Consider the following 13,748-nt stretch of genomic DNA (forward strand, 5'->3'; position numbering starts at 1 on the left):
GAGAGCTAAAAAACCGTGACTGGCTTAAGATTTTTCTTATCTTTAGTTTAAATCGGATTCATGTGAGTTGTAATGTATATTTAGTATAAGACACCTTCAGAATTACTTTTATCTGGTCTACTTTTAACCCATGTAACAGGACGTGTTGCGGAAAAAATATGGCTTCTTCATTCACATTGGGTTTCGATCAGGTTCGGGATGAATTAATGCTGATGCAGCCCGGTTGTTACTGGGTGACCGCTGACCGGGAAGAAGATGCGCGCTTGCTGGCTCGCCAGTGCATCAGCGTGCAGCGTTCGGTTGCCTTAATCGCTTCCGGCAGCCAGCCGCAGGATCTGCTTACGCCCGCGCCCCAGGGCGGCCCCGATGCCATTCCCCTGTTTTCCCTGCCGGAAACCCGCCAGGCTCTGCTGAACCTGACCGATGACCTGGCGCGAGTCTTACCGGAAAAGCCCCGGCTGGTGATTTTTTTCACCTCCTCACTGCTGTGGGAAAAAATAGCAGCAGAGGAGATAAAAAACTGGCTGAAGTCCCTGCAAAGCTGGTTAAGTGGAAAACAAATTTCGCTGCTGATCCTCACCTCGGGGTCGGGCATCAATAACGTTCGTCATCACCTCCAGGTTTTCTATCGTCATCTTGAAGGCCTCTCCCAGCTTGACTGGCAGCAGGACAGCTGGCATTACCGCATTAACTGGTGGGCAAACGGTGACGGGATGCTGGCTGACCGGGCAATGCGCCTCTCCGCCGGTGAGCACTGTTTCACGCTGATTACTCAGGAGGAGCAGAGTACGCCGCTGACCCTGAATGATGAGCAACTCTGTATTGCAGAAAAATCGGTGCTTGAAGGCGCTCCGCCGCTCTCCAGTTTGTGGCATCTGTTCGACGATAACCACGCGGTTTACGACCGTGCCATGCAGGCCAATGCCGCCACCGTACTCTTTGCCCTGCAACACAGCGACGCCATTCCCGATATGGCGAGTCAAATCCACAGCCTGCGTCGTTCACGAGGGAGCGGGCTGAAAATTGTGGTGCGCGAGATGCAAACGGCGCTGCGTTACAGCGATGAGCGCCTGCTGCTGGCCTGCGGTGTTAACGCTATCGTGCCGTTCAGCGCGCCACTCTCAAGGCTCCTGACCACCCTTGAAGGCATTCAGGGCCAGCTGTTTAATCGCCATGTGCCAGCCGACCTTTCCGCCCTGCTGAAATCAATGCAGCCGTTACAGGAGCGGGGCTATCTGTCGCCAGAAGCCTTCTCTGATTCAGTAACGCTGCTGGTGAATAACACGCTGCTGCCGGAAAACGGTAAAGGGCTGCTGGTGGCGCTGCGGACGGTGCCTGAACTGAAACCAGAACAGGCGCTGACGCTCTGCAAGCCACGGCGATATGGCGATCTGATTACGCTGGCGGGCAATCGGCTCTACCTGTTTCTCTCTTCCTGTCGCTTTAACGACCTGGATACGGCGCTGAAATTTATCTTCCGCCTGCCGCATGATGAAATTTTCACTAACCGGCTGGTCTGGTATGAAGATTTGCAGATCCTGTCGGAGGTTCGCCAGATGGCGGGGAAGGTGAAAACGGCCAGGCACGCGGCCCCGGTGGCTTCCGCGCCAGAGCAGGCCGCTCCGGCACCCACGGAGGCGAAACCTCGCCGTGAGCCACAGGATATTACTCTCGGTCAGCCCCCGGAAGTGGATGTATGACGCTGATGGATGGGGTACAGATCCTGATCCTGCTGGTTCTGTTACTGCTCTTACTCAAACCTTTTTATGCCCGCTGGCTGCCGAAAAAGTGGCACGGGCTGCTCCTGCGTTTAACGCCGCCCCGCTCACTAAAGTATGAAGGGACCTGGCGACGTAAATCTTCAACATCGGACAAGCAATGAGCCTTCGTAATGCAGCTACGTTCCCCGCGCGCTGGCGCGGACTGGGCGGCTGGAACTTCTATTTTCTGCTTAAATTTGCCCTGCTGTGGTTTGGTTATCTCAACTTTCATGCGCTGGCCAACCTGGTGTTTCTCGCCTGGCTGATTTTGCCGGTGCCCTCTGACCGCCTGCACCGCCTGCGCAACTGGATCTCCCTGCCGATCGGCATCGGGCTGTTCTGGCATGACACCTGGCTACCGGGACTGGAAAGCATTCTGAGCCAGGGGAGCCAGCTCACCGGCTTTTCCACGGCTTATCTGCTGGATCTCATCAACCGCTTTATCAACTGGCATATGGTGGGCACCGCTTTTGTGATGCTGGTGCTCTACCTCTTTATCGCCCAGTGGATCAGGGTGACGGTGCTGGTGTCACTGCTGCTGCTGTGGATTAATGTAGTGAATATTGCCGGTCCTTCGTTTGCCCTGTTGCCCGGCAAAGAGAGCACACCGCCACCGGCGTTAACCAGCGCAGCGCAACCCAAAGTTGCCAACGGGCCAGATCAGTCTGCACCGCCCACCAGCGCCAATCTGACAGCGTATCTGAATACGTTTTACGCCAACCAGAAGCAGCAGATCACCCATTTCCCTGACGCGTTACCGGCAGATTCAGCGCCGTTCGACATTCTGGTTATCAATATCTGTTCGCTGGCCTGGTCCGATCTGGAGGCTGCCCAGCTGCGCGATCATCCGCTGTGGAAGCATTTCGACATCATGCTGACCAATTACAATTCGGCCACAGCCTACAGCGGTCCGGCCGGTATCCGTCTGCTGAGGGCGAGCTGCGGACAAAGCTCGCACAGCGATCTCTATAAACCCGCCGATCAGCGCTGCTATCTTTTTGATAATCTTGCAAAGCTTGGCTTTAAGCAGCAGCTGATGATGGACCACACCGGTCTGTTTGGTAATTATTTGCAGGAGCTACGTGAAGAGGGAAATCTGAACGCTCCGCTGATGTCGCAGGCGGGGATCAGGCCGGAACTTACCTCTTTTGACAGCTCGCCGGTGCTGAACGATGGCGAGGTAATGCAACGCTGGCTGGATGAGCGGCAAAAAAGCGCCGACGCCCGCAGCGCTACCTTCTACAACCTGATCCCGCTGCATGACGGCACGCGGGAGCTGGGCAGCAGCAAAACCGCCGCCTGGCCGTCACGGGCGAAGCTGCTTTTCGATCAGCTGGATGCGTTCCTGACCAGCCTTGATAAATCGGGCCGTCGGGTGATGGTGATAGTCGTGCCGGAGCATGGGGCCGCGCTGGAAGGCGACAAAATGCAGATGTCCGGCCTGCGCGATATTCCCAGTCCGGGCATTACGCACGTGCCGGTGGGCATTAAGTTTGTCGGCATGAAGGCACCACACCAGGAGCAGCTGAACGTTGCAACGCCTGTGAGTTTGCAGGCCTTGTCAGAATTGGTTTCCCGCGTGGTGGATGGTCAGCTCTTCAATGCCGCCAGTGTGAATATGACCCAGCTTACGGAAAACCTGCCGCAGACGCCGGTGATTTCCGAAAACGATAACGCGGTAGTGATGATCTATCAGGGGAAACCCTGGATACGGCTCAACGGCGGGGAGTGGGTTGCTTATCCGAACTGAGAGGGATCCGTTTGGAAAACGGAGCCTTACAACGTCTTTCAGGGCCTGGCCGGGATTTTAGCGGATAAAATCCCGGCCAGGCACTTCTGTGCATAGCCATGCACCGGGGTAAAACTTATCAGGGCGTTTTTCAGGGATTTTGACAAGGTAAAGATGCAGCTTTTGACCCGAAGGCGGCAGAAACGCGCCGAGGTCGTTTCAGCGGGGCGCGCAACTGATGTTATGGTAAATACGGCATATGGACAGAATCACGCGCAGAAACCGTTCTATGCAAAAAAATCCGGGAACGCACTGTTACTTTTCGATTTCCGGTCGATAACAAAAATAACAACACCAGGGACTCCACAGCAATTAACAACATAAAGCCCTACCAGGCATCCCATGATGGGATGCCTTTTTTCATTCCACTCCCATCCTACCCCGACAAACCGCTGAATCAACAGGTTAACCCCCGGCCTTTATGGTAAGCCGGAGTCACGTGCTGACTCCAGGAAGGATGACTCACGATCCCGCCTCTAAAATACATTTTATACTTTTGTTTACTTTGTATTTTAATTGTATATAGTTGAATTATACTTTCAAAAGGAGATACGCATGAGTGATTCAGCTGTAGTTGTGTTTACCGCACGTGGTTTTGATCGTCTGTTAAGTGATGGCGGTTCAGGGGCATGGGTACTGAGTGAAAAACGCGCCTCGCGCTGTAACTATGTGGTTTGCGTGCAGAACAGAGATCCCGCTGATAACCATAATAATGACTGGGGTGCCGTTTCAGATCCTCATAAAAACGCCTTTTTTATCGGTAAAATTTCTGATGTGGTGGTCTCCCCGGAGTGGGATGGATCACGTCCAACAAGATGGCTAATTAGAGTGAGTGAGTATGCAAAAGTTGCATACCCGGATATGTGGGATGGGGCAAGGAATCCAGTTGCGTATTCTTCTTTAAGTGGCCTGGGTATTGATGAAAATGAATTATCTTTCATAAGGATGCCTGATGTTGAGATTAATTCACCAGAGCCCGCGCAGGAAGAAGAACCCTATCCGAATGGGATCTCTATCCAACAAGCAAAGATACTTTTATCTAAAAAGTATGAGGTTTCTGAGGAAAGTATAGAAATCGTTATCCGTGCTTGATCACTGATTTTCATTTGATTCATCAAAATTATAAATACTGCCTGGAGAATTTATGAACAAAACATGGGATGGTAATTTTCGCGATATTCCTTTAGATCACTTTGAAAAAATGAAGTCAAAGGCACGTCAACTGGCTGAGATGAAAAGAAAACCTTCGGATGAAAAAGTGAAAGATAAAAATATTTTCATCCGCATTGGGATGTCGGGCACTGGCGTTAGGCCTAACTATCAAGTTGAGCTCCCTAATGGCCTCGTGATAGCAATTAATGGGATCAATCATGAGGTGTTTGGCGTTGAAGAGTTTGGTAAAAACTGGATTTCAAAGCCCTACAGTATTGAACATCTGAACAATATGCGCATGTTTGGCGGTTCTGTGGAGCCAGAGGGAGCCTAACTAACGGCGGTTCGTCGGCCAGATGTTATATTCAATCCGCCCGCGTGGCGGGTTCAGATGCAAAAAAGGCCGCCCGTTGGGCGACCTCTTCCGGCACTTCCTTTTGCAACCATCCGTTATTTGTACAGTTCGGCAGTCATGTACACGCCGTTATTGGTATAGGCGCTGGTGATTTTGTACTGGTCACCGTGCTGCTGTGCCTGTGCGGCGATTTTTGCTTCGGCACCGTCCAGTGTTGATGCGGTGGCGGATACGCTCTGGGCGAAGCTACCGAATGAGATCAGGGAAAGAGCGGCTACAGCGGCAAGTGACAGTGTTTTCATGGTTTTCATGGTCATAATCCTTCATTTGTATGGTGTGGAGGCTGTGTGCCTCCGATGAAAAGATTATAACCCAGGTTACTGTTAGTTTGCTAACTATTGATGCCATAGGTTGCGCCAATCAATCTTTTAGATTTCTGCCAGACAGTCCGGCAGAAATGATGCTCTGATTAAAATCGTCCGCCCACTGACTCAGCGATCTTTCAGCGCCAGCCAGGCCAGCAGGTGCAGGCTGGAGGAGAAGTAATCTTCATTGTTATCCAGCCGATCGCTGAGATAGCCGGTCTGATTCAGCGTTAAATCACGCACCGCCAGCAGGCCGCCCGCCATGTTGTAAGGGGCTTTATCGTTGCTCATCACATCAATCCAGGCGGGCGTTTGCAGCCGTGAGAAGCCCATCCAGTAGCGCTGAAACGGCACCAGTTGCAGGCTTTGTGGATCATACCAGTAGAGATAGAGCGGCACGCGGATAGCATCATAGCTGAAACGCGGCGGCCAGGCTGTCGCGGGCGCTACGCTGCCATCGGCATTCAGCGCTACCCAGTCAACCGGCAAACCGGCATCGCCAAAGCGCATCTTCGACAGCAAATCCATGCCGCTGTCGATCAGGTTATTCCAGACCTTCAGATGACTGCGGGCGGCAAAGTCGCGCCAGGCAGGAAACAGGAAATAGGAAGGATTCAGAACGACGTAGCTGGTTTTGTTGAAGCCCTGATTGCCCGGCAGCATCACGGTCTGGCCGCCGAAAGCTATCACCTCACGGTCAACAATCGCTTTCTGAATACGATCGGAAGCCTGTAGATAAGCGGGGTTCTGCCACTTCTGTCCCGCCTTCAGCAGCGCCCAGGCAATCAGCACATCCCCGTCAGAGGCATTATTTTTGTCAGCAACCGGGTCCGCCGCCGCGGGGTTATACTTCCAGTAGAACAGGCCGGTTTGCGGGTTCTTCAGGTGCTGCTGGGTCCAGCGCCACAGGCTGTCAAAGCTGCTGCGGTCGTTGTACCAGACGGCCATCAGCATCCCATAGCCCTGCCCTTCGGTATGGCTGACGTTGTTGTTGCCCGTATCCTGAATGCGCCCGTCGCTGGTCATAAAGCGGCTTTTAAAGCTGTTCCAGCCCTCTGCCGCTGTCGCCTGCGCGCAGCCCAACAGCATCGCAATAACGATAACGCTCACCCTGAGCAGAGACATTTTTAACTTCCTCATAGCTGATAACGGAAGTTCAGCGTGGCTTCACTCTCCGTCTCTTCACATACCAACGACACGGCGGGATTGCCGCCCTGATCGCGCAGCCAGCGCGCATAGAGGCCCAGCAGCACCGCCCCTAATGCCTGACGCCACTGACGGGCATCCATCAGGCCGTCTCCCGGCGGTAGCGCCATATGGGAGATCACAATTGCGCTCTCACGCGGTTGCAGATCGACAAACCCCCAGTTGAACTGCGCCAGCACCGCGTTGATCTGCGTCTCCAGATCCGCCACGGTTTGCAAGGCGCCCAGCGGGTAGCGGGTCGCTAACGTCTCGCCCATCTGTTGCAGAAAAGCGTGGCTCTCCCGCTCGCCCGCGTTGCGCAGCATGCCGTTAATCATCACGCTCAGTAAATCGAACCAGCCTGGCTGATACTGCTGCTGACGATAGTAATTCAGCGTACGCTGTGTAAGTTCACTCATGCTTATTTGTCCCCGAGCATATAGCGGAAATAGAGTTTCGCGGTGCTTTCGTTGTAATCACCAAAGGTGTCATAGCCCAACTGGCCGCCGATGGTCACGTCTCTGTTCACCTTGTAGTCCGCGCCTGCGTGCAGATTATAACCAATGCCGTTTTTACTGCCGCCAGCATAGTAAGCCTCGGTGGCGTAACCGCCATTGTAATAGCTTTCCAGCTGCGCCTGTTTGTCCGGATCTGTTGGGAAGTAAGCGCTGCGATCCTGTGAATAGGACTGATAACCCACCGAGCCGCCCACTTTCACGTTCAGATCGTCGTAATTCTTGCTCCAGTCCACCGGGAACGAGACGGCAACAAAGTTCTGCGGGCTGAAGTAACCGCCCTGGCCGTAAGTGTAGTAGCTGAGGTTTTTCGAGAAATCCATCCAGCTCATGCTGATCCCTGTTTTCAGCTCGCTGCTGTCATCATGGAACGGACGGACATACGCCCCTGCTGAACCCATAACGCTCTGGTTGCTCTCTACATTCTCGCCCAGGTAGCTGTAGCCGCCCGCGCCAAAGTAGAAGCCAGCATCGCCGTTATCGTAACTTAACAGCGCGTTACCGCCGTTTTTGGTCACGCGGCCCCAGCGTTTACCACTCAGCTTATCTTCCATACCCACATAGGAGAGCAGGCTGTCGGTGACGGCGCGGCGTTCACCCGTCAGGATCAGCGTCAGGTAATCCGTCAGCTTAGGCGACCACTGGATGCCGCCCACCAGCGTGCTGAGATCCTGCCCCAGCGGCGTCGAACCCAGATCAATTTTGAATTTATCGTTTGTCAGGCCCAGATTCACTTCCACGCCAGAAGCGTTTTGCGAGCCGGGTGAATTGAGCTTCACTTCTGACGGCAGAATATTATTAGCCTGGGCGCTGCGGCCCTGTTCCAGCGCCTGCGTACCAAAACGCGGCGCCGCCGAACTGGAAGCACTGCCTGCGCTCAGGGTTACCGGGGTCAGGGTGAAGTCGAAACGCGTGTCGCCATACGGCACGGTAGACCAGGTGAGTGGCGCTTTCGCTTCCGTCAGCTTGCTGAGGCCCGACTCGCCATCGCGCCCTCTGACCTGTACGCCACCCTGTGCCCAGGTTCCGGTCCGCTCCTGCAAATCGTCCATCATGGTATCGATCTGATGCAGCGTGCGGCTCTGCCGGGAAGGCACCTCCGCGCTGGTGGTTTGTAACGCCGCATCGCTGCCGGCGGGAGCCTGCTGCCACGGCATCACGGCACCGTAGGCAGAAGGTGAGCGGCGCTGGGAAGGGGTGGTGCGGTTAATAAACGGATTGTCTGCCAGCGACAGCCCGCCAATGGCCGGCGTAGTGCCGCTGGTCGCGCCTTCCAGGCCAATCATTTTACCGCGCGCGGTGCGCAGATAAGCCAGCGCCTGCTGGTGATCGCCATCCGCTTCCGCCACACGCGCCATTAACAGCAGGCGCTCCGGCGTTTGCTCACCGCGCAGTCCGGCTACCAGCCCTTTCGCTTTCGGCAGATCGTTGTTAGCCAGCGCCACGTCGATGGCGCCCACACGAGCATCCTGAGTTGGCGTGTCGCGGGTCATCAGGTAGTCATAAACTACGCCAGCATCTTTATTCATTTTGCCGGACTGATAGAGGCGCGCCATGGCGAACATTAAGTCGGTATTTTGCGGGTCGTGCTGCAACGCGCCAATCAGCTTGTCGTAGGCGGCGGCATACTGCTTCTGCTCGCGCAGACGGTCGGCTTCCTGAATCAGGTAGCCATTCTGAATGCCTGCCAGCTGGGTTGGCGTGCTGCGGGATTGCAGTTCCGGGTTGCTGAGGAAGCTCTGCGCCTCTCCACTAAGACCGGCCTGATTCAGCACCGCGACCTGGGTTGCATAGTCGCCAGCGTTACCCTGCACGCCGCGCTGCATATTGGTGCGCACCACGGAGACTGCCGTGGACAAATCGCCCGCATCGGCCAGGCCTTTCGCCAGATTACCCGCATCTGCCGGGTTCTCCGGTGGGTTCACCGCCAGCGCTTTCAGGGTGTTTGCCGCAGCGGCGTTTGCGCCCTGCGCCAGATATTGCTGCGCCACAGCCATCTGTAGGTTGAAGTTGGCACGGCGCGACAGCTCACGCATCTGGCTGCTCTGACTGCGGGCAGGAATACGGGCAATCAGTGACTGTGCCTGCTGCCAGGCACCGCTTTCGCTGGCGAACAGCGCTGCGGCGTAAATCTCATTGTTGCTGGCGCCGCTACGGAAAGCGGGCTGCATGATACCGGCAGCCAGGGAACTCTTCCCCTGCTGTTGATAAAGGCGGGCCAGATCCAGACGCACCCACGGATCGGAAGGGAAACGCTGAATACCCTGCTGGAGAAGGGCGATGGCCTGCTGCGTATTGCCTGCTGCCAGCGCCTGTTTGGCCTGACGGCGTACCGGATCGCTGGTGACGGCGGGACGTGGCGTCACGCTTTCGCGCACGCTGTCCGGCAGGGAAGACAACAGGGTGCTGGCTTCAGCGCCACGGTTTTGCTGGCGCAGTACGTAAAACAGCCCCTCTTTCGCCGCACGGTTATCGGCGTCGCTTTGCAGGATGGAACGGTAAGTCTGTTCTGCCGCTTCCAGCTGGTTGCTGCGCCGCTGAACGTCCGCGCGGAACAGCTTCGCGGAGATCCCTTTTTCGCCCTCAGCCTGGGTTAAGGGTTCGCTTAAGCTCAGCGCCTGAGCGGTATTGCCCGCTTTCATCGCCTGCTGCGCGGCAGCCAGCTGCGCGTAGAAGCGGGCATCTGTTGCCTGTTGCTGACGCTGCTGGCCGTTTTCCCCACCCTCCTTCGCCGCACGCTCCAGATAGTCGGCTGCGGCCGCATAGTTACCGTTGCGCTGGGCAACGTAGCCCAGACCCGCTAACGCATCCGCATCCTGCGGATTAGCCTGAAGCACCTGGTTAAAGGCCGACTGCGCACCGCTCACGTCGCCGCTGTTCAGCGCGGTAAAACCCTGGCCTTTCTCGGCACCGCCCGCATTCTTACGGAAATATTCCATCACCGTACGATCCTGCGGATGGCGCTGCTGGTAGTGCTGGTAGAGCGGCGCATCGCCCGGCTGTGGGCCTAACCACATCAGCGCCTGACGCAGTGAACGGTCTGCATCCGGATTGCCGTCAGCCATGCTTTCCAGTATCTGCAACCCTTCACGGCGGGTCGATTCCTGGTAGGTCAGCGCTTTGCCCAGCGCCAGTTTCGCACCGGTATCCTGAGGATTCTGCGCGGCGAACTGACGGAGATTATCGACGGCCTGCGGCAGCAGCGTACGGTCGCCCGCCATCGTCAGGTAATATTCCGCCGCAACGCTGGCAGGCGGCTCATTGCCGCTGAAGGTGTTGCGCCAGGTTTGCAGAGAAGCGGAAATGTTACCGCTGCGCGCCTGCTGGCGGGCCAGCGCAAGCTGCGCTGTCGGCACAGACTGCAACTGGCGGGCCTGGTCCAGCTCCGCCAGCCGCGGATCGTTGGGTGAGGCTTCGCTCAGGCGGGTGCGCCATGTAGCGGCCGTGGCCGAGTCGCCGCTCTGCTGCGCCCAAAGCGCCATCAGATAGAGCGCCTGGGTGTTGCCGCGATCCACCATCAGCACTTTGTTCAGCGCATCGCGAGCCAGCTCGTCATGCGCCTTCTGGTGCCAGTAGTTGGCCTGGTCGAACAGCGCCTGAATGGCCGGATTACTCTCTGCTGCCAGCACCGGGAAAACCAGCGCAGAAGTGACTAAGGTGATGCCCGGCACCCAATGCTGACGAACTCTGGCGGTAAGCGTTTTTATTTTCATCATGGTCATGACTTCTTCTCGCCAGGGGAGGGATCATTCTGCGGGTTCAGGCGCTTCCAGGCGTGACGCTTCAGCAGCACGGCGGTGCTCAGCCCCACCAGTACAGAGAACAGCAGCGCCAGCAATGCCAGCACAACGGCATGCTGGCTGGCATACCAGATAACCATCATGTACCACGGCATCTGCCCGCTCGGGAACTGTGCCCCAACCCGGAAACTGCGGATGCCGTTTTCATCGGTAATAATCGCGGTGTCGCCACGAATACCGGCGTTAATACGCGGTGAGGTCAGATCGCGATGCAGACGGGAAAGCTGTGCATCATCGGTTGCCACTGTCATCACCACCAGCCGTTCATTGTTCCACGGCGAGCCGTAGCTGATGAAGCCACGCCAGTCTTCGTTGGAAGAGAAGTAGCGGTCGGCATCAACGGCCTGACGATACCAGTCGCCGGTCAGCCAGCCGCGCAGGTTATCCAGCAGCGTTGGCTCCTTAACACCCAGCGTATGGCCGTTTAACTCGTAAGCGGTGCCCTGCAACATAGCCTGGTTAAAGGCGGTCTGAGAAAGCGTGGAAACAGCCAGCACGTCGCTGTGCCGCAAACGCTCCAGCGCGGTACCGCCCGCCGGGATGCCAAACATCACGCTGTTATGGCTCAGCGCGACGCCAGTGGCATTACCTGAACGACCAGCCATCTCCAGCAGCGTACTGATTTCAGTATTGCCTGGCATGGAGGGCAGCAGCAGCACGGTCTGCGAGTAGTCCGCCAGCCGGGTGAACGGAAAAGAGGCGCCAACAAAGTAAGAGAGGTTTGGCAACAGCGTAAAGTGACGCGTATTGCTCAGGTCAATATAGGCGTTGTCTTCGATGCGGCTCTTGATGTTGTTGTTGGTCAGCACGCTACAGGGCGCATCCTCTTTGGGTTTGATGTTGAAGTAGAGCTGCAACTGGTTATCGCCATAAATCAGGTAGGGATCGAGCTTCAGGGTGTAATTTTCCTGACGTGCATCGCCGCCCAGACGGTGCCAGATATTCTCCAGCAGCCCCTCTTTGTTCACCGACAAATTGCGCAGGAAAGTGCCGTTCAGAGTGACGTTGAGGAAGGATTTATCTTCATCAATCCAGGTTTCAGAGGGAAAACGGTAGTTCAGCTCCACCGGTATGGTGTCGCCATCCCACAGGAAGAGATCCGGCGCGGCGCGGAAATTCACCCGCAGCGCATCGTGCCAGATCCCGGTGGTGGTCATGCTTTGATCTTTACGCAGCAGATCGCTGAGGCGAACCGGACGATCGGTGTTGATCCAGCGAGGGGCGTCATAGGGCTTGCTGACCGGGATGTTTTGCGTGGCCACGGCCAGAGAGGGAACATCCACGCTCAGCGGCTGCGTCAGACGCCAGGCGGCCTGCCGGAGCTGATCGTCCGTTTTGCCGATCACCAGCATCAGCTTATAAACCGGGTTTACCGGGTTATCCATAATTTGCAGAACCGGGCCGGTCACGTTTGGTATGGCGATGCCTGCGACCATTTGTCCGGGGCGCGCAAACACAATACCGTTTTTCTCCGGCAGCTCGTTACGCAGTACCGGGAAGCTGATGCCACGGTAGTCGGTCTGAATGCCCATCCAGGAGGAGACGATGGCCGCCGCGCTGACTTCGCCCGGCGAAACGGCCTGACCAAAGACCATCGTCACCACTGATGGCGTCATGCGCAGCGGATCGATAAACGGACGCGGGAAATTACGCAGCACGTTGCCAATATTGAGCTGCTGCCCTTCCAGCGACAGCGTGGTTTTCGGCAGGATAGTGACCTGATACTGGCTGGCACTGTCGCGCTCACACAGCAGCTGGTCGGCATCGTTAATTTTAAAGCTCAGGTTGTTGCTGGAGACCACCATCGCGGCGGGAATATCGAGCTGATAATCTTCGCTGGCATTGTCTGAGGCACTCAGCGGCAGGGTGCCCAGCGGCTGGCCATTCAGCATTAATTGCAGTGAGGTATTACGGGCGGCGAGGGCTGGCGACACTTTAAGCGACAGGTTGAGCCGCGCGTTGGTGATCACTTCATCCGTTGGCAGCGTGAAGACAATCCCGGACTGCAACTGACCGCCGGTGAGTAAGATACCGTTAGTCTGCCCCATCTGGCCGACCGAAACGGTGCTGGAAAGCGGCTGATTCAGCATAGTGGTGCTGGCAGCCGGTGCGCTGACTACGGGCGCAGGCAGCGGCGGCAGGCCCGCAGGCAGGCCGGTCGCTGGATCTGATTGCGAGGGTGCTCCGGCCGGGGCGTACTGTTCAACTGCTGGCGAACCCTGTTGCATCGCTGGGGAATTTTGCTCTGCTGAGGAGAAATCCTGCCCTGTCGCTGGCGAACCTTGCTCTGCTGAAGGCGAGTCTTGTCCTGTTGCTGGCGAACTTTGCTCTGCTGAGAACAAACCCTGTCCTGTCGCGGGCGAACCTTGCTCTGCTGAGAACGAACCCTGTCCTGTCGCGGGCGAACCTTGCTCTGCTGAAGGCGAGCCTTGTCCCATCACTGGCGGACTTTGCTCTGCTGAGAACGAACCCTGTCCTGTCGCTGGCGAACCTTGCTCTGCTGAAGGCGAGTCTTGTCCCATCACTGGCGAACTTTGCTCTGCTGAGAACGAACCCTGTCCTGTCGCGGGTGAACCTTGCTCTGCTGAAGGCGAGCCTTGTCCCATCACTGGCGAACTTTGCCCGGCCGACGACGCAGGCGTACCTGCCGCCGGATCGGCTGGCTGACGCCACGGCATGGCCGCGGCGTTGCTATTTGCCTGATTCATCTGAGCAGAATAATCACCAGGCGTGGTGGTTTGCGCCGCAGAAGGTTCGCCGACGCCCGCCGGCGGCGGGATCTGTGACAGCGCACTGCTGTCCTGAGTTACCCCTTCAGACGCGGCCC

10 protein-coding genes are annotated in these 13,748 nt (G+C 56.6%); 5 read left to right on the forward strand and 5 right to left on the reverse strand.

The features are described 5' to 3' along the window. The first annotated feature begins 158 nt into the window (after nt 1-158). The 5 genes from bcsE to AAH450_RS15855 all read left to right on the forward strand — a co-directional run bounded on the left by bcsE (nt 159) and on the right by AAH450_RS15855 (nt 5,035). Nucleotides 159-1,700, forward strand: coding sequence for a cellulose biosynthesis protein BcsE (gene bcsE / locus AAH450_RS15835; protein WP_342911061.1), 1,542 nt, complete (start codon nt 159-161; stop codon nt 1,698-1,700). After that, nucleotides 1,697-1,882 (forward strand): cellulose biosynthesis protein BcsF, encoded by a 186-nt coding sequence (bcsF, locus tag AAH450_RS15840; protein ID WP_342911062.1) that lies wholly within the window; start codon nt 1,697-1,699, stop codon nt 1,880-1,882. The genes bcsE and bcsF overlap by 4 nt, the downstream gene beginning before the upstream one ends. Then, the gene (gene bcsG, locus AAH450_RS15845) at nt 1,879-3,510 is read left to right on the forward strand and encodes a cellulose biosynthesis protein BcsG (protein WP_342911063.1); all 1,632 of its coding nucleotides are present in this window, start codon (nt 1,879-1,881) and stop codon (nt 3,508-3,510) included. Before bcsF ends, bcsG begins: the two co-directional genes overlap by 4 nt. Before the next feature lie 594 nt (nt 3,511-4,104). Further along, nucleotides 4,105-4,641, forward strand: coding sequence for a hypothetical protein (locus AAH450_RS15850; protein ID WP_342911064.1), 537 nt, complete (start codon nt 4,105-4,107; stop codon nt 4,639-4,641). A 52-nt stretch (nt 4,642-4,693) separates the two neighbouring features. After that, nucleotides 4,694-5,035, forward strand: a complete 342-nt coding sequence (locus tag AAH450_RS15855; RefSeq protein ID WP_342911065.1) for a hypothetical protein — start codon at nt 4,694-4,696, stop codon at nt 5,033-5,035. A 116-nt stretch (nt 5,036-5,151) separates the two neighbouring features. Here AAH450_RS15855 and AAH450_RS15860 read toward each other — a convergent pair whose 3' ends face one another. From AAH450_RS15860 to bcsB, 5 genes are all read right to left on the reverse strand, one after another. Then, entirely contained in the window at nt 5,152-5,367 is a 216-nt protein-coding gene (locus tag AAH450_RS15860) for a YdgH/BhsA/McbA-like domain containing protein (RefSeq protein WP_306212780.1), read from the reverse strand. A 180-nt stretch (nt 5,368-5,547) separates the two neighbouring features. Then, the gene (locus AAH450_RS15865; protein WP_342911066.1) at nt 5,548-6,546 is read right to left on the reverse strand and encodes a glycosyl hydrolase family 8; all 999 of its coding nucleotides are present in this window, start codon (nt 6,544-6,546) and stop codon (nt 5,548-5,550) included. An 11-nt stretch (nt 6,547-6,557) separates the two neighbouring features. After that, nucleotides 6,558-7,025: a cellulose biosynthesis protein BcsD gene (gene bcsD / locus AAH450_RS15870; protein WP_342911067.1), complete on the reverse strand. Its 468-nt coding sequence runs from the start codon at nt 7,023-7,025 to the stop codon at nt 6,558-6,560. 2 nt (nt 7,026-7,027) lie between these two features. Further along, nucleotides 7,028-10,834, reverse strand: coding sequence for a cellulose biosynthesis protein BcsC (locus AAH450_RS15875; protein WP_342911256.1), 3,807 nt, complete (start codon nt 10,832-10,834; stop codon nt 7,028-7,030). 5 nt (nt 10,835-10,839) lie between these two features. Continuing rightward, on the reverse strand, nt 10,840-13,443 hold the full coding sequence (bcsB, locus tag AAH450_RS15880; RefSeq protein ID WP_463322741.1) for a cellulose biosynthesis cyclic di-GMP-binding regulatory protein BcsB: 2,604 nt from the start codon (nt 13,441-13,443) through the stop codon (nt 10,840-10,842). Between the last annotated feature and the right edge of the window lie 305 nt (nt 13,444-13,748).

Origin of the sequence: Erwinia magellanica (assembly GCF_039023495.1) — a bacterium.
GTDB lineage: Bacteria > Pseudomonadota > Gammaproteobacteria > Enterobacterales > Enterobacteriaceae > Erwinia.